The organism is Nonomuraea sp. NPDC050536 (genome assembly GCF_044457685.1).
Classification (GTDB): Bacteria; Actinomycetota; Actinomycetes; order Streptosporangiales; family Streptosporangiaceae; genus Nonomuraea.
Genome location: NZ_JBITHD010000022.1, coordinates 139,301 through 154,380 on the forward strand (window position 1 = coordinate 139,301; position 15,080 = coordinate 154,380).

Consider the following 15,080-nt stretch of genomic DNA (forward strand, 5'->3'; position numbering starts at 1 on the left):
TTCCATTACACCTGGAATATGGCATATTTCACAGCTTGACGTGCCAAAGTGGCATGCAAGAATGGCATGCAAGAATGGCCGTCGCGAACCCAGTTCACGATCTCGCAGCATCAACCGAACCCCCCCAAAGGAGTTGCTGTGCCATTACGTCTCCGATGGAGACCGATCCTTTCGGTTCTGCTGTCGTTATCCGTTCTTTCGGCCCTGTCGGTGGCCGGCACCAGCGCGGTGAACGCGGATACCGGCCCGTTCAAGGCCAAGACCGCGATCGACGGCCGCGGCAGCATGAACCCCGGCGACCGGACACATCCCAACGCGTACCTCACGGATGCGGATATCTACATCACCTGCCAGGATTCCGGCCCCACGGTCGATGGCAGCGGGATCTGGGACTACACCTCCGACAAGCTCTGGATACCCGACGCCTACGTGAGGACAGGGACCGACGGTTTCCTGCCGGGAGTTCCCCGGTGCCTGGCGATCGGCATCGACGGACACGCCTCACAAGGTTCCTTGCACGGCCCCTACAAGGCCAAAACCGATACAGACGGGCGCGGCAGCCCTAACCCCGGCGTCACCTTCTACTTCTGGGGCTACTCCTGGGCTCGCGCCCACCTACTCCTGGGGTCGCACCCACGGCACCCTGCGACGGCTCGACCACATCCACCCCGGTGACGCCGTTCTATACGGCTCAAACTCCGCGGACAGCACGCATGTGGGGATAGTGGTCGACGCCTACCCCGACGGCCGGATCACCACCATCGAGGGCAACTACGGCGATCAAGTCCGCCTGGTGGGCCCCTTCTACCCGGACGGCACGAATCCTGGAGGCCACTCCCGGCCGATCTACGGGGTGGTCTCGCCGATCGCCGACTCCTCCACGCCGTGGGAGCAGGCCGCCGGTTTCGAGGAGGACCCGGCGAAGATGACCTGCTCGAACACCCTGCCGGGGACCGCCCAGGTGCCGCAAACGGTGATCGGGTATTCCCATCCACATCCGCGACGCCTAGCGTTTCCCCTCATGGGCGAGCTGATGAGGACGAGGTCCCGGAGGGTGGGGTGTGACGGTGGCTCTCCTGCACGAACGGTTCGGTGAGCTGCGCGAGACCCTGCCGCACGTCGCGCTCGGCACGCGCCCCACACCGGTCCGCCCGCTGCCCGGCCTGTCGGACGGCCGGGCCCGGCTGTGGCTGAAGGACGAGAGCGCCTTCGGCGACGGCGGCTGGGGCGGCAACAAGGTGCGCAAGCTCGAATGGCTGATCCCCGACGCGCGGCGCCGTGGCAGGCGCACCATCCTCACCTTCGGCGGCCTAGGCACGAACTGGGGGCTGGCTGCCGCGCTCTACGCGCGCGAGCACGGGCTGTCCACCGCGCTGGCGCTGATCGACCAGCCGGTCGACGACCACGTCCGCGCGCAGCTCGAACGCCTCGAACGCGCGGGCGCCACCCTGCACTTCACGCGCACCAAGGCGCGCACGATCGCCGCCGCCCCGCTGCTGCTGGCCCGCCACTCCCGCGCCGGAATGCCGCCCTACCTGCTCCCGGCGGGCGGGTCGTCCCCGGTGGGCACGCTCGGATACGTCGAGGCGGCCTTCGAGCTCGCGGCGCAGGTCACGGCGGGCACACTGCCCGAGCCGTCGCACATCGTCACGGCGGTGGGGTCGGGCGGCACAACGGCCGGCCTGCTGCTCGGCCTCAAACTCGCCGGACTGTCCACCCGTGTCGTGGGTGTCGTGGTCAACGACAAGCTGCGCCTGGACGCCGCCACGCTGGTACGGCTGGCGCGGCGCACTGAGCGGCTGCTGCGCAGGCGCGGCGCTCGACTGCCCCAGCTGCGCCTGGACACCGGCGACCTGGTGATCGTGCGCGACTGGCTCGGACCCGGCTACGGACACGCCACCCCGGCGGGAGAGCACGCTCGAGCATCGGCCGCCGAGCACGCGGGCCTGACCTTGGAGCCGGTGTACACGGCCAAGGCCATGGCCGCCCTGCTCGCCATGGACGCGGCCGGCCGTTTCGGCGACGGCCCCGTCGTCTACCTCCACACGAACGGGCCCCGCCCAGTCTCATAGCTGTCAGGCTTTCACCCCGTAGTGCGCCCAAGCCCGACCCATCCTCGTAGCAGCATGAGCCGGGCGCCACGGCCTAGGACCTGTCCGGCAGATCTTGATCTCGGTCCTGTGGCTAAATGTCAGCTATGGTCCGTCGACACGAGCTGACCGATGCCGCCTGGCAGCGGATCGAACCTTTGTTGCCTGGGCAGCCTGCACGGGGCGGCCGGTGGCTGGATCACCGCACGACCCTGAACGGGATCTTGTGGAAACTGGCCACCGGCGCCCCCTGGCGGGACCTTCCCGAGCGGTATGGCAACTGGAAAAGCGTCTACGACGCGGTATCGGCGGTGGGCCGGTGACGGCACTTTCGATGCGATCTTGACTCATGTGCAGGTCCATGACGACGCCGTGGGCCGCCTGGACTGGACCGTGAGTGTCGATTCCACCATCGTGCGCGCCCACCAGCACGCCGCAGGCGCCCGCAAAAAGGGGAACCCGCCGGGACGAACCCGGCATCTCGTCAAGCACTCGGACGATCCCGCGGAGGGCTGACCACCAAAGTCCACCTGGCCGTCGACGGACGCGGCCTGCCCCTGGCCATCACCCTCACCGCGGGTAACGTCAATGACTGCACCCAACTACCCGGCCTGCTCGCGGCCATCCGCGTCCCACGACAGGGCGTCGGCCGGCCCCGCTGCACTCCTGAGCGCATCATCGCCGACAAGGCCTACAGCTCAGCGGCGATCCGCGCCCTGCTACGCCGGCGTATCGCTGCCACCATCCCCGAACGGACGGACCAGAAGAACAACCGCGCCCGGCGAGGCCGCCACGGTGGACGACCACCACGCTTCAACGCGCTCATCTACCGCCGCCGCAACGTCGTTGAACGCTGCATCAACCGACTCAAGCAATGGCGCGGTATCGCCACCCGCTACGACAAGCTCGCCACCAACTATCGAGCAGCGATCGTCCTGGTCACCGCCCTGTTATGGATCGACGCATGATCCAGCGGACACGGCCTAGGCGCCGCATGGACCCCAGTCGGGGCATACCTCTCTTACTTTGCGCGCGCCCGCGCGAGTACCACGGGTTAACGGTCTCTGGCAAGCACTCCCTCTCGGACGTCATCTCTATACCTACGGATCGTTGCCTGACCTTGCGCTGTGCGACTCTGCAGCAGAGCCTCTCGTTCATGGTCGTAGCCTGCTGCACCTTCTTATTTAACGCGCCCGCGCGTATACCATGGATCGCCATCTCCTAGCAAGAGATACGTCAATCATCCCTTTGCGCCGCTTGTGAGGCACTCGTTCGCTAACTAGCGGCCGTTGGGTCATTGCGTGCGATGCGTCTCCCAGTGCGCAAGTGACCTTCCTGTATGGGTAGGGATGTGGGTGATGGATCAAGGTGGCGTCAGATAGGGGACTGGTGCGTCACTCGGTCAACCCTCGATGGTCGCAAAGACGCTCTGCGGCATCGATGGAAGATAAATATGACATACGAGACAAAAATGTGCCTATCTTACTAATAGAACCATTCTCTAGTCCTGGTGATGCAGGGAGAGGGGCTTGCATGTTGGTATTAATAGAAGAAAATTACTGAACTGAATAAAATGATCCAAACTCGCCATTTGTGGGATTGCGTTTGTCAGACTGACAAACACAATCGGACGTAAAGTGCCCTCGATTGCGACGTGGGCCATTGCTCCATGGGCGGCGGATGCGCTTGCCGCGGGGGCGATCGTAAGCACATCCCGAGGTGAGGGACGAGAGCACTTCGGGCGCGTGGCGCACCATCGATCTGCCCCAGAGTGTGCTAAAACCGCGCGCATGCTCGCCAGCGCGCATGCACGCGTAGCCCTAGGCGGCCCTGAATGCAAGTCTCGCGGACGTAGGGCCCTCTAGTGTTCTTGGGGAGCTGCGCGGGGAAGTTATTGCCTCAGGAGCGATCTGAGGCCCGCTGAGGCTGTATCCTGACTTCGTCACGACCCGTTCATGGTCGCGACGTGACGGCGAAGCTGTCCGGAAACGGAAACAGCCCTCCCGCTGCAACCGGGAGGGCCGTCATTTCCACAGGTCGTGTAACCGTTAGGAGGTCACACGTGCACATCAGTGTACGCGAAATCAGACAGGAAGACCAGGTTGGCAGCTTGGACGGCACCCTCCAGCCTGCCCCCGCTCAGCAGGTGACGACGCAGATCCTGGGAAGCCCTGTCGCGCTCATCTTCGTCGGCGTCCTCGCCCTCATGATCATTGTGGGGGTGGTTCTGCCAGCGGTCTGGTCTCGCAAGCCGGAGCGTCGCTCGGCTGCGTTCAAGGTGATGGACAGCATCCTCAGATTCGTTCGCCCCGCGTCTGGCGCTTCACGGGGTCGTCGAAGGTAGCAGCCTGGCAAGAGATCCAGGACGCGCCGTTCAGGGCCGCCTGAGACCTTGGTTGTAATTCACCGAGGTCTCGGGCGGCCAGCATCTAGGGCTTTCGGGTAGTTCGTAAGGGGCTCGGCGTTGTCCAAGCTCCTTGCGGACCCGCCCAGCTGGAATCCAAAAGGCAAGGAGGGGCTACGCGCCCGATGTGTAGTAGTTTTCCGCGGCGCCATATTGCGCACGCGTGACGCCCATGCAGTCGCCGCATCTCAAGAAGCGCGGCCAGCGAATTTGAGGATAGTTATTTCCCAATGTCTTCCCGCATGGGCCGACTTCTGGGCCCGCGCTCGGCGTTTCTGCAGGTTGCGGCCTTAATGACACCTGGCTGGATCTTCCCCTACGGATCAGAAGGTTACGGGTTCGACTCCTGTCGGCCGCGCACAGCTGAAAGGCCCGCTACCAGGGACATCCTGGAGCGGGCCTTCGTATTTGTCAGGACAATCTCGCGATCTTGCTAACACCTTTGCTAACAGGGCCTATTCGCCGATGGCCTGAGCGAAGATGTCCGCCGCCGAGGCTTCCGCGGCGCGGACCACGTGGGCGTAGACCCGGAGGGTGATCGAGGGGTCCGCGTGACCAAGGCGGGCCGCGACGACATGGACGGGAACACCCGCCAGGAGCAGCGTCGTCGCGTGGATGTGGCGGAGGTCGTGGAGCCGGGCGTGAGGTAGCGGGGTCTTCGGGCGATCTGCGCCTCGGTGCGCAGGTGGATCGGCGAGTTGATCGCCTGGTTGTAGGCCGTGATGGCGGCCGTGCGGGTTTCGGCCGGGAGGCGGTCGGCGCACGCGTGCGTGATCACCACGTGGCTTCCCGGGACCATGCCCGCGCACAGGTCATGCAGCACCGCCGCGGGGTCCTCCAAGAAGTGCAACACCGCCACCAGGACCAGTCCGACCGGTTTGTCCCAGTCGATGAGCTCGTCGACCTCGGGAGCTTTCACGATCTCCTCCGGCTGGCGGGCATCTGCCTCGACCATCGCAAGCCCGGGCTCGCGGGCCAGCAGCGCCCGCCCGTGGCTGACCACCACCGGGTCGTGGTCGACGTACACCACCCGCGCCTCGGGAACGACGCGACGCGCGATCTCGTGCACGTTGTCCTGCGTCGGCAAGCCGGTCCCGATGTCGATGAACTGCTCGACCCCGTGCTCAGCGAGGTAGCGCACCGCCCGCCCGAGGAACGCCCGATTAGCCCAGACCGCATCCACCAGATCAGGAAGCAGCGCGGTCAACTCACGGACCAGCTTCCGATCAGGGGCGAAGTGATCCTTGCCGCGACTGGGCGCCCGCCGCGTCGTAGGACAGTGCCGAGAAGCTTGGTGAGTTCCTCGTCCACATGTGCGAGGAGTTCCTCACCGAAGACGCATAGCGACGCTTCTCGCCAGTTGCCGAACGTGCCCATCCGGAGGTCCTCGGTGACTTGGATGACGTGCTCGTCGGCGAGTAGGCGTAACTTTTCCACGAGGGCTGTCCCGGCCCACCGACGCGGGTCGGGACGATGCGAGAGCCGCTGATGTACCACTTGAGGCAGTAGAGCCGGTCGCCGAGGCGAGCGCGCTGACCGCCTATCAGCGCATCATCGTGACGGTGAAATGGATTCGGCCCAGCCGTCAACCTGGCGGGCCGCCGGAGGCATCCACCAGGCGTGAACACCGACGAGGAGTACACCGCGTACGTCAGCGGACGCCTGCTCTGGTTACGCCGGATCGCGTACGCGCTGTGCCAGGACTGGCATCGGGCCGACGACCTGGTGCAGACGGCGATCACGCGGCTGTACGTCAAGTGGCGCCACGCCCGCGAGGCCGCCGACCTGGACGCGTACGTACGGGTGATCCTGGTCCGGGTCTTCCTGAAGGAGCAGCGGGCCGGCTGGTTCTCCCGTACCAGGCTGAGCGCGGCCCCGCCCGAGGCGGCGGCCCGCGCGGGGGACACGGACCTCGCCATGGATCTGCACCACGCGCTGGACCTGGTGTCACCGCGCCAGCGGGCCACCTTGGTGCTGCGCTTCCACTGCGACCTGAGCGTGGAGCAGACCGCCGCGGTGCTCGGCTGCTCCACCGGAACCGTCAAGACCCAGACCGCCCGCGGACTGGCGGCCCTGCGCACGCTGCTGGACGTGGCGGCGACCAAGGAGGATCGCTGATGGACCTCAAGCCAATATTCGACACGCTCGTGCCGGAGGAGCAGCCACCCTCGCGGGTGGACGTGAAGGTCGCCATCCAGGCGGGACGCAGGCTGCGCCACCGACGCCAGGCGCTGGCGGTCCTGGTGCCGGTCGCCGCCGCAGCCGCCACCGCGCTGGTGCTGGCGACCGGGTCGCTGACCGCGCCCGGCCGACGGGACGTGGCCACCAGCCCTTCGCCCACGCGCACCGGTGCGCTCCGGCCCGCCGCCGAGGTCTGGCCGTCCGCGGTCACCACCATCCCCGCCAAGGCGGCGGACGGCTGGACGTACCTGCCCGTCACCGCGATGAGCGCCACCGAGCTGCTGCTGCGGGCGGACAAGTCCCCCCAAGAGGGCCGCAGGCTGGAGGTATACGACACGGCGCGGCGAAAGGCCACAATCCTGGGCGAGATTCCTAACGTGCGGGACTACTCCTTCCCACAGGGCGTCGAGCTCGGTCCCACGTACATCCTCTGGTGGGCCACGGTTCGGAACGCGCACGACGCCGTCGATCTGTGGGTGCTGCCCCGCTCGGGTGGAACGGCGACCAGAGTGGCCCGGATCAGCGTGCCACCGATGTCGATCGACCGCATCGGGGTGCTGCGTGACCGCGTCGTCTGGTCGGTCAAAGAGGGCGGGCTGTACTCGGTCCTGATCACCGGGGGCACGGCGCGGGCCATACTCGGCACCGATGGCCTGCACCTGGTGTCCTGGCCCTGGGCGGCCGACGCAGGCCAGGCCATCGATCACCAGGTGAACCAGCGCGTGCTGGTCAACCTGGAGACCGGCAAGCGCACCCCTCTGCGCGCGCCGAAGGGAGTCAAGCAAATGCGCTGCGCCCCGACCTGGTGCGCGGGCATGCAGGGCGAGCACGCGGTGGCGTGGCGCCGCGACGGCGGTCGCCCGCAGCCCTTGCGCGGCGCCTTCAGCGCCATGCTCTCGCAGATCCGAGGGGATCGGTTCGTGAACACCGGCCCGCACGTGTACGACCTCGCGACCTGGCAGGGCGCCGAGATCGGCCGGAAGGCCCCGGACGGTTCAGTAACCATGAGTGTGGGCCTTTCGTCCTCGGCCAGCCTGGTGATCAGTTGGGACGCGCCGCCCTGCGCGAACTCCTGCCGTCAGGGGAAGGCCCCCGAACTGGCGGTGCTCAACCTGGCAGCTGTGCCTGGCTGATCAGACGGCCCGGGATCCAGCGGGTGAGCAGCAGGGGCCAGGCCGATCAGCCCGTCGGCGGCCAGTAGTCCCCAGCTCAGCATGAACACGTGGACCTGCGTCTGCGTGACATCGGGCAGGTCACCCAGCCGCAGGGCCATCGCGTTGTCCTCGCCAATCCCGACGTGCTGTGATCGGCGAGAATGCCGTCGACGTCGAAGGAGGGGTAATGCGCCGACCATACGAAGCGGTCACGGCAGCACTCTGATCACAGGGGACAGCGCCGAGGCCGGGTACCCGTCCTCGTGGGCGACCCGGACAGCATCGAGGTCATCACCCGGAGGAACGAGGAAAGCATCGTGCCCGACGTCATGGCCGCGAGGACCAGAAACGCCCTCACCCTCTACCGACCGCTCGCCACGGTACCGGGGGTCGAGATCCGACACCATGACACCGTTCTCTACAACTCCACCTACCGCCCCGACGACCGGCTCATGGTCAACACCCATGCTTACGGGATCAACGGCGTGTCTCCATCTTGATCGTTATCGAGGGCTCGGGTTAAGGGAGCCTCCGGCATCTCGATGTCGTCGAAGCTGTCGGTGTCGGCAGCGGCGCTCTGTCAAGATCGTCACATGGTTCGATTGGCCGCGACACTTCTGGTCGTGGTGCTGGTCCTCGGCGGCGGCTCTGGTCTGACCGGACGGCGTACGTTCGGAGAAACCGCCGCGCAAGTCGTCTCGACCTGGCGGACCAGCGCTGCCGCGGCAATCTGGCGCACGGGGTTCGTCCCGCTCGAGGACCTGAGCAGGATGCCGCGAAAGGTGAGCAAGCAGATCGGGCACGATGAGGAGTACGGCTGGGTTGTGGCCGGACCGCTCCCCGTTGCTCCGGCCAGGGCGCAGGTCCGCTGGGACGACGGGTCCATGACGCGGGTCCCCGTGATCGGACCGCGAGAGGCGCTGATGGCTTTGTCTCCTTGGCCTGAGGGGTACAGCTTCCCCGATGGCAAGGCGTACAAGTTGACAGGCGCCACCTTCACGACGATGCGGCTGAAGACTGTACGTGGCATGGCGACCGTGCCCGCGTGGCGTCTGTACTTCTCGAACCTTCCTGGCCCGATTGACCACGTCGCGATCGATCAGGAGGCGGTCGGTACCGTCGAAGACGCTGTCAGCGGCCCTCTGCCAGGCGATGAGGAGATCACGGACTTCAAGGTGCTCGACGGACGCCGGCTGCTGGTGAGCTACGAGTACGGCTCCTGCAACGCTGACCCGCTCGACATCAAGGTACGAGTCAGCGAGGAGCCGGATGTGGTGGTCCTGGGACTCGACGTCCCCCACCAGAGCACCAGCCTATGCGCAGGCACCGGCCAGTCCCGCCAGGACATCGTCAGGCTCGACACACCGCTGGGTGATCGCGTTGTGTTAGACGCAACAAGCAGGCTCCCCGTCCTATGTCATCGTGCGCGCAACGCCTGCCACGCTGGGAATGAGCTTCCCCCCGCAACACGGACACCTGAGGTGAGGTCACTCAGCGGTGTCTGACGGCCGGTAGAGGCCCTCGAACGTGACGGGGCTGTGCATTCCGATACTGGAATGGCGTCGGTATGGATTGTACCAGCATTCGATCCACTCAAAGATGGCGTTGGCCAGTTCTTCTCGGGTTTTCCAGATTCTGGCATCGAGAAGTTCGAGCTGCATCGTTCCCCAGAACGACTCCATCATCGCATTATCGTAGCAATCACCCACCGTTCCCATGGAACCGAGCAAGCCTGCATCTCGCAGCCCCTTACCAAAGGCCCAAGACGTATATTGCGTGCCGTGATCGGAATGCAGAATGGTCGAGCGGGCGTCCGGCTTCCGCCGGGCCACGGCCATCGCTAATGCGTTCACCACGAGATCCGTATCCTGCCGTGCGTCGATGGACCAGCCGATGACGCGTCGTGAATAGGCGTCCATGACGGCGGCGCAATACACCTTCCCTTCGCCGGTGGGATGCTCGGTGATGTCGGTCAGCCAGAGCCGATCGGGCGCCTCGACGTCGAAGCGGCGCTGCACCAGGTCCTCCTCGGTGGCCTGGTTGACCAGGTTGCGGCGGCCCTTGCGTCGGTAGACGCCTTGCATGCCGGCCGCGCGCATGAGCCGTTCGACGCGCTTGCGGTTGACCTTCTCGCCCAGCCCGAGCGTGAGTTCGGCATGCACCCGCGGCGAGCCGTAGCTGCCGCGCGAGTCGGTGTGTATCTGCCGGATTATTTTGGTGAGTTCTCTATTACGGAGTTCACGCGGCGGCTCGGGCCGGCCGAGCCAGTCGTAATATCCCGATGTCGACACCTGGAGTACTCGGCAGGCCACCGCGACCGGAATGTGGTCGTCGGCGAGTTCACGGACCAGCGAGTAAATTACTTTGGGAGGACGTTCTCCCTGGCGAAGTACGCCGCCGCCCGCTTGAGGATGTCGTTCTCCATCTCCAGCTGCTTATTGCGGCGGCGCAGCTCGGCGAGCTCCTTCTTCTCCGCGCTGGTCAGCCGGTCACCGGTGCCGGCGTTTCGTGACGGTGGGCACGCTGATCGCAGGAGGTGCGTGTATGACCAAGGTCACTGTGGATCTGTCGGTGCGTGATCTGACTCAGGAGGACCTGCCGGGATGCTCGTGGTCCGGCTCTGCGCTGCACCTGAGGCAGGTCGCCCGAGAGGTGGTGCGCGCTCGGACCGGCATCGTGGACTACCTGGCCGTGTGCCCGCCGTCTGACATCCCGGTGGCGATCGGCGGAGTCGACTACCGGGCGACTCCGGGCGCGGGAACTCTGTGGCAGTTGGCTGTGCACCCGGCGTTGCAGTCCTGCGGTATCGGTACTGTCCTGATTCAGGCTGCTGAGCAGCGCATTCTGGGCCGGGGTCTGGACCGAGCGGAGTTGAGCGTCGAGGAGAGCAATCCTCGCGCCCGCGCGCTGTACGAACGGCTGGGTTACGTGGGCTACGACCGGAAACCGGAAGCGTGGGATGCGGAAGGGCCGGACGGCGTCGTTCGCCGCTACGAAACGGTCTGCACGGTGATGTGGAAGCCGTTGTCGTGACCTCCCAGGTGGGCTACCGCGTGCTGTCGCGGTGGAGGCGGCGGAAGTAGACGTAGAGCTGCCAGCCGAGTCGCGGCCGCATGCCGGTGTCTGAGCAGGCTCGGCAGGTGCGGTTCTTGCCGCCGGGCGCGCAGTGGCGGCAGACGCCCCACGGAGAGGCGTAGCACCAACCGATGTAACCGACTGTGACGATCGGCAGGCAGGCGCGTGCGCTGGCTGCGCGTGATCCCGTGGGCGCTGCCACCCGCCGCGAGCGCGCCCTGTATCGACTCGGCGAGCACGCTCCTACCCACGCCAAGGCCCGACCGGGGCGACCGTCTATCTCAATGTCGCCGCCTACCGAGAGCAGGGTTCCACCAGCCCGGTGTGGGACTGGCGCCAAGGCCGACCGGCGGCTGGTCTGCCGATGGCCGGTGCCGGGCTGATCCGCGTCAGCCCGGCACCGGCGGTCACGTCTCGGTCTGCCGCTGTTCGGCCTACCCCTGGGGCTCTTCCGCCGGGCAGCGGGTGCCCCGTGCGGGCACGGTCAGCGAGATCAGGTAGCTGTCCATGGCAGCCGTGGTGCACTGGGTCATGCCGTAAATCCCATGGCCCCAACCCCCGTACGTGAGCAGCGTGGCCTTGGAGCCGAGCTGGCGGGCCACGTTGGCCGACCACGCGTACGGCGTGTCGGGGTCGTGCATGGAGGTGCCCACCAGCAGCGGAGCTCTACCCGTGTACCGCAGCCGGTGCTGCGGGTTGTTGACCGGGTGGCCCTGGCAGATCGGCATGTCGCCCATCGGCATCGGGTTGTACCGCATGTCCGGGGCCACCGCGTTGGCGCTGCGCATCACGTCGGCGTACTCGTTGTAGTTCCGGAGCGACAGGTTGAAGTCCTCGCAGAGGATCGCGGTGGGGAGTTCGGCGAACTCACCGTTCACGGGCCCGTTGCCGGGAGGGCCCGGCATGTCATCCGGCACCGGCCCGCCGTCCAGGGCGAGGAGCACCTTGGCTTCCTGCCGCCAGACGGGCGCCTCATTGAGCACCACGCCCAGCCAGAGGAGGTTGTGGGCGCTCACCGGGCGGTCGGTGACGCCCGGCCAGTACAGCTCGCCGCGGCCCGCCTTCTCGAGCAGTCCCTTCCACAGTGCCCGGACGTCGCGCCCGTGCAGGACGCAGTCGGTGTCCCGGTCGCACCAGGCGACGAACTCAGCGAAGCTGTCCTGGACGGTGGCTGCCTCGGTCACCTGAAACGCCTTGACATTCAGGCTGTGGTCCATGTTGCTGTCCAGCACCATGGCCCGGATCCGGTTCGGGAAGAGCTCGGCGTACATCTGCTGGGCGAGCGTGCCGTAGGAGACGCCGTACGAGGTCAGTTTGTCCTCGCCGAGCGCGGCGCGAATGGCGTCCATGTCACGCGCTACGTTGGCCGAGTCGATGTGGTCGTACAAGGGGCCGGTGAGCTTGCGGCAGTCCGCGTACAGCTTCTTGTCGAAGGCGACCCACTTGTCGTAGTCGGCCTGGCTGGTCATGACCGGGTACGGCATAGCGTTGTACACCGAAGCCGAGCAGGTCACTGAGCCGCTGCGGGCGACGCCCCGGGGGTCGTAGCTGACGATGTCGAACCGCCGCTGGACGTTCTCACTGAAGCCGGAGGGGCGAAGGATGTCGTTCACGCCGGAGTTGCCGGGTCCACCCGGGTTGGTCAGCAGGGATCCGATCCGCGCGGCGGGGTCAGTGGCCTTGCGCCGGGCGAGAGTCAGGTCGACGGTGGGTCCGTTCGGCTTGGACCAGTCGATCGGTACGGCCAGCGTGCCGCACTCGACGGTGGGCTCCTCCTCGCACGGCCCCCAGGTGATGCTGCGCTTGCCGACGGCATTCGTGACATCCCCTCCGGTTGCCGTCGCGTTGGCCACCCCGCCCACCGGACCGGATAACAGCGTCGCCATCGCCACGAGGGCGGTGGCGAGCACGGAAGTTCTTCTCGGCACATTGCTCCCATCGTTGATCGGCTGGCCTGGCTGCTCACACGGCACGACCGGTCCTGACCTTGCTGCACTGACCGGCCGCTCGGCCAGGAAAAGAGGCCCGTCCAAGGGTCGTCGATCCTCCCCGAACCCAGGAGCCCCCTCCTACGCGTCAATGGTCCGTGGCCGGGCCGTTGACGCGCACCTCTTCTTGATCATGACTCTATCTAACAGTCGGCGGCTCCGCCGTTGACGCCGAGGCCGTCAGCCGTGTTTATCCGCGCGGACGTGTCGAGTCCTCTCGTCATGCCGATCCGGCTGCGACCTTGACCCGTCAGTCGGTTTTCGCGCGTGGTCGCGCATGCCCGGTCAGCCGCGCTTGCATGGAGGATGGGTGGGCGTCCCGCCCCGCTCGTCGAGGTGGCTGGTCTGCTGATCGTGATCCTTTTCTTCTCTCGGCTTCATGCTGCCGCCGGGAAGGACGTCGCAGGCGCTACCGCCAACGCGGTGGCTCCTGCGATCCATGGAGCGCGCGCTCCACCTGGACATCAAGCTGAGGGCGAACTGCGAGGACGTCGGGGTGTCGGGCGTTCTTGTTGCGCCAGCGGAGGCAGGCGTGCAGGGTCCGGGTCTGGACGGCGTGGTTGCGGTGGTTGGAGTTGGCGACGGTGAACTGCCGCAACGGCCCGAAGTGGGCCTCGATCGGATTGGCCCGTAGTCGACGAGCGCTGGCGCGGGACCATCCGGGGGTCGGTGTCTCGTCGGCGGGGACGAGTTCGGGACGGGAAGGGACGCGACGGGGACGGGGCCGGACGTCCTAGCCGACTCCGGGGACGCCTCCGGGACGTCCGCGGGATCGGACGCGCGCCGTTCGAGCATGGAGACGGCCACCAGGAACGCGCCCGCAGGAGTGGCCGCGGTGATCCATCGGCGGCGCCAGGGTGTCCGTGCCCGAAAAGGTATTGCGGTGGATTGCTACGATCATGCGGTCGGGAACGGTAGGCGGTGGAACACTCCCGCGGATGGCGGTCAAGGCGTGTCGAGTTCCGGACCCCTGTTCCTGAAGCGAGGAGTTCGGTGAAGCGCTGGTTATCGCGGGTGATGCTCGCGGGTGTCGTCGCACTTTCCGGGATGGTCGGGCCGGCCGTAACCGCTAACGCGACGCCGACGCCGACGCCGACGCCGGAGGTCGGCGTCAGCGAAAACTGGGAGATCGCGGTCTTCTTGTGCACGCCGTCCTCGTACGGGTGTCACAACCGCTACGCCACAGCCGAGCAGCGGCGCGACGTCGAGAGGTTCCTGAAGTCCACACCTGAGGTGACCGAGGTGCGTTTCGTCAGCCGGGCCTCGGCTTATGCGAACTTCCGTCGGGAGTTCGCCAGCCAGAAGAAGGTGCTGGCGAACGTGCGGCCCAAGGACTTGCCGGAGTCGTTCCGCGTGCGAGTGTCGGGAGTGGCCGACCGAGCCAGAATTGCCGCGTTGGCGAACAGGCGGCCAGGAGTGGGGCTCGCCGTCGATCAGGCTGAAAATCATGCCGATGCCGTGGCGCTATACCAAGAGGCGAAAATAGCCGTATTCCTCTGCATGAAGGACTTGGTCGGGCGGGCCTGCCGGAAGGGGCGGGGCAAGGCGAACGGATTGCCCACCACGGCCAAGGAGAGGAAGGCGATCGTCGCCTTCATCGAGCGGATCCCCGGACTCGAGTCGTACGAGTACGAAGACCAGGCGACGGCGTATCGGAACTTCGTCGAGGAGTATGCGGACAACGAAGCGCTCATATCCGCCACCAAGGTGTCGGACATGCCCGAGTCCTACTGGCTGTCGATGCGGCCGGAGGCCGACTGGGATACCCCCGTCCATCGGCTGGCGCGGATGTCGGGGGTGAGCCAGGCGTATGACCAGAGATGTCTGCTCCGGAAGGTGAGACTCTGGTCGGAGTATGGGCTCCATCGCAATAGCTGCGGTTAGGCCACTTGACTAGCGCCCCTCCTGGCGCGCCTGACCACCGCAGCGAACTACCCTGACCCGGTCGAACCGCATCGCGCAGCGTCAAGGGTAGGCAGTGACGGCAACATCGGGCACCGAGAGCGCACACAGGGCACCGTCGACGCCGGTCCGTCACCTGTTCAGCTTGACCAGGCACAGCGATCGCGACTGCTGAAAAGTGGATCGTCATTCTGTGGGGTCGGACCGAAGCGCGGTGTCAGCCTTGCGGCTGGTCCGTTTCTCCGGCCCGCCCTCCGAACCCGGCGTGCGACTTTCACCGCACCGG

Annotated in this window: 12 protein-coding genes and 5 pseudogenes; 10 read left to right on the forward strand and 7 right to left on the reverse strand. The window is 66.4% G+C overall.

Annotated elements, in window-relative coordinates:
* Window positions 1-66: 66 nt before the first annotated feature.
* Both ACIBHX_RS42685 and ACIBHX_RS42690 read left to right on the forward strand, forming a co-directional pair.
* Complete coding sequence (locus ACIBHX_RS42685; RefSeq protein WP_397073472.1) at window positions 67-675, forward strand: hypothetical protein; 609 nt, start codon at window positions 67-69, stop codon at window positions 673-675.
* Window positions 662-712, forward strand: a pseudogene (locus ACIBHX_RS42690) (hypothetical protein); the annotation flags it as partial. The gene ACIBHX_RS42685 and the pseudogene ACIBHX_RS42690, both read left to right, overlap by 14 nt.
* A gap of 134 nt (window positions 713-846) precedes the next feature.
* Here ACIBHX_RS42690 and ACIBHX_RS42695 read toward each other — a convergent pair.
* On the reverse strand, window positions 847-1,023 hold the full coding sequence (locus tag ACIBHX_RS42695) for a hypothetical protein (RefSeq protein ID WP_397073474.1): 177 nt from the start codon (window positions 1,021-1,023) through the stop codon (window positions 847-849).
* Between the two features lie 38 nt (window positions 1,024-1,061).
* Between ACIBHX_RS42695 and ACIBHX_RS42700 the strand changes: the two genes are divergently transcribed.
* Both ACIBHX_RS42700 and ACIBHX_RS42705 read left to right on the forward strand, forming a co-directional pair.
* Window positions 1,062-2,072: a 1-aminocyclopropane-1-carboxylate deaminase/D-cysteine desulfhydrase gene (locus ACIBHX_RS42700; RefSeq protein ID WP_397073476.1), complete on the forward strand. Its 1,011-nt coding sequence runs from the start codon at window positions 1,062-1,064 to the stop codon at window positions 2,070-2,072.
* A gap of 125 nt (window positions 2,073-2,197) precedes the next feature.
* Window positions 2,198-3,058: pseudogene (locus tag ACIBHX_RS42705) on the forward strand (IS5 family transposase).
* Window positions 3,059-4,949: 1,891 nt separating this feature from the next.
* Here ACIBHX_RS42705 and ACIBHX_RS42710 read toward each other — a convergent pair.
* The 3 genes and pseudogenes from ACIBHX_RS42710 to ACIBHX_RS42720 all read right to left on the reverse strand — a co-directional run bounded on the left by ACIBHX_RS42710 (window position 4,950) and on the right by ACIBHX_RS42720 (window position 5,991).
* Window positions 4,950-5,303, reverse strand: coding sequence for a tyrosine-type recombinase/integrase (locus ACIBHX_RS42710; protein WP_397073500.1), 354 nt, complete (start codon window positions 5,301-5,303; stop codon window positions 4,950-4,952).
* A pseudogene (locus tag ACIBHX_RS42715) lies at window positions 5,213-5,701 on the reverse strand (SAM-dependent methyltransferase); the annotation flags it as partial. The gene ACIBHX_RS42710 and the pseudogene ACIBHX_RS42715, both read right to left, overlap by 91 nt.
* The gene (locus ACIBHX_RS42720; protein WP_397073478.1) at window positions 5,698-5,991 is read right to left on the reverse strand and encodes a DUF2716 domain-containing protein; all 294 of its coding nucleotides are present in this window, start codon (window positions 5,989-5,991) and stop codon (window positions 5,698-5,700) included. The gene ACIBHX_RS42720 and the pseudogene ACIBHX_RS42715, both read right to left, overlap by 4 nt.
* A 123-nt stretch (window positions 5,992-6,114) precedes the next feature.
* Here ACIBHX_RS42720 and ACIBHX_RS42725 point away from each other — a divergent pair, with 123 nt between their 5' ends.
* From ACIBHX_RS42725 to ACIBHX_RS42740, 4 genes are all read left to right on the forward strand, one after another.
* Window positions 6,115-6,612, forward strand: coding sequence for a sigma-70 family RNA polymerase sigma factor (locus tag ACIBHX_RS42725; RefSeq protein ID WP_397073480.1), 498 nt, complete (start codon window positions 6,115-6,117; stop codon window positions 6,610-6,612).
* Window positions 6,612-7,808: a hypothetical protein gene (locus ACIBHX_RS42730; RefSeq protein ID WP_397073482.1), complete on the forward strand. Its 1,197-nt coding sequence runs from the start codon at window positions 6,612-6,614 to the stop codon at window positions 7,806-7,808. The genes ACIBHX_RS42725 and ACIBHX_RS42730 overlap by 1 nt, the downstream gene beginning before the upstream one ends.
* A gap of 284 nt (window positions 7,809-8,092) precedes the next feature.
* On the forward strand, window positions 8,093-8,329 hold the full coding sequence (locus ACIBHX_RS42735; RefSeq protein WP_397073484.1) for a hypothetical protein: 237 nt from the start codon (window positions 8,093-8,095) through the stop codon (window positions 8,327-8,329).
* Window positions 8,330-8,371: 42 nt separating this feature from the next.
* Window positions 8,372-9,334, forward strand: a complete 963-nt coding sequence (locus ACIBHX_RS42740) for a hypothetical protein (protein WP_397073486.1) — start codon at window positions 8,372-8,374, stop codon at window positions 9,332-9,334.
* Here ACIBHX_RS42740 and ACIBHX_RS42745 read toward each other — a convergent pair.
* Window positions 9,317-10,207: pseudogene (locus ACIBHX_RS42745) on the reverse strand (IS3 family transposase); the annotation flags it as partial. The gene ACIBHX_RS42740 and the pseudogene ACIBHX_RS42745 overlap by 18 nt on opposite strands.
* A 166-nt stretch (window positions 10,208-10,373) precedes the next feature.
* Here ACIBHX_RS42745 and ACIBHX_RS42750 point away from each other — a divergent pair.
* Complete coding sequence (locus ACIBHX_RS42750; RefSeq protein ID WP_397073488.1) at window positions 10,374-10,862, forward strand: GNAT family N-acetyltransferase; 489 nt, start codon at window positions 10,374-10,376, stop codon at window positions 10,860-10,862.
* Window positions 10,863-11,338: 476 nt separating this feature from the next.
* On the opposite strand, the gene ACIBHX_RS42755 is transcribed toward ACIBHX_RS42750, so the two are convergent.
* Together ACIBHX_RS42755 and ACIBHX_RS42760 are read right to left on the reverse strand one after the other, a co-directional pair.
* The gene (locus tag ACIBHX_RS42755; RefSeq protein ID WP_397073490.1) at window positions 11,339-12,814 is read right to left on the reverse strand and encodes an alpha/beta fold hydrolase; all 1,476 of its coding nucleotides are present in this window, start codon (window positions 12,812-12,814) and stop codon (window positions 11,339-11,341) included.
* 487 nt (window positions 12,815-13,301) lie between these two features.
* A pseudogene (locus ACIBHX_RS42760) lies at window positions 13,302-13,520 on the reverse strand (IS630 family transposase); the annotation flags it as partial.
* A gap of 365 nt (window positions 13,521-13,885) precedes the next feature.
* Between ACIBHX_RS42760 and ACIBHX_RS42765 the strand changes: the two are divergent.
* Complete coding sequence (locus ACIBHX_RS42765; RefSeq protein ID WP_397073492.1) at window positions 13,886-14,776, forward strand: permease-like cell division protein FtsX; 891 nt, start codon at window positions 13,886-13,888, stop codon at window positions 14,774-14,776.
* Window positions 14,777-15,080: the final 304 nt, after the last annotated feature.

Bases quoted from the DNA above. Each gene is read 5' to 3' on its own strand.
- ACIBHX_RS42685 (WP_397073472.1), top strand. From the start codon at position 67: ATGCAAGAATGGCCGTCGCGAACCCAGTTCACGATCTCGCAGCATCAA.
- ACIBHX_RS42695 (WP_397073474.1), bottom strand. From the start codon at position 1,023: ATGAGGGGAAACGCTAGGCGTCGCGGATGTGGATGGGAATACCCGATC.
- ACIBHX_RS42730 (WP_397073482.1), top strand. From the start codon at position 6,612: ATGGACCTCAAGCCAATATTCGACACGCTCGTGCCGGAGGAGCAGCCA.
- ACIBHX_RS42740 (WP_397073486.1), top strand. From the start codon at position 8,372: ATGTCGTCGAAGCTGTCGGTGTCGGCAGCGGCGCTCTGTCAAGATCGT.
- ACIBHX_RS42750 (WP_397073488.1), top strand. From the start codon at position 10,374: ATGACCAAGGTCACTGTGGATCTGTCGGTGCGTGATCTGACTCAGGAG.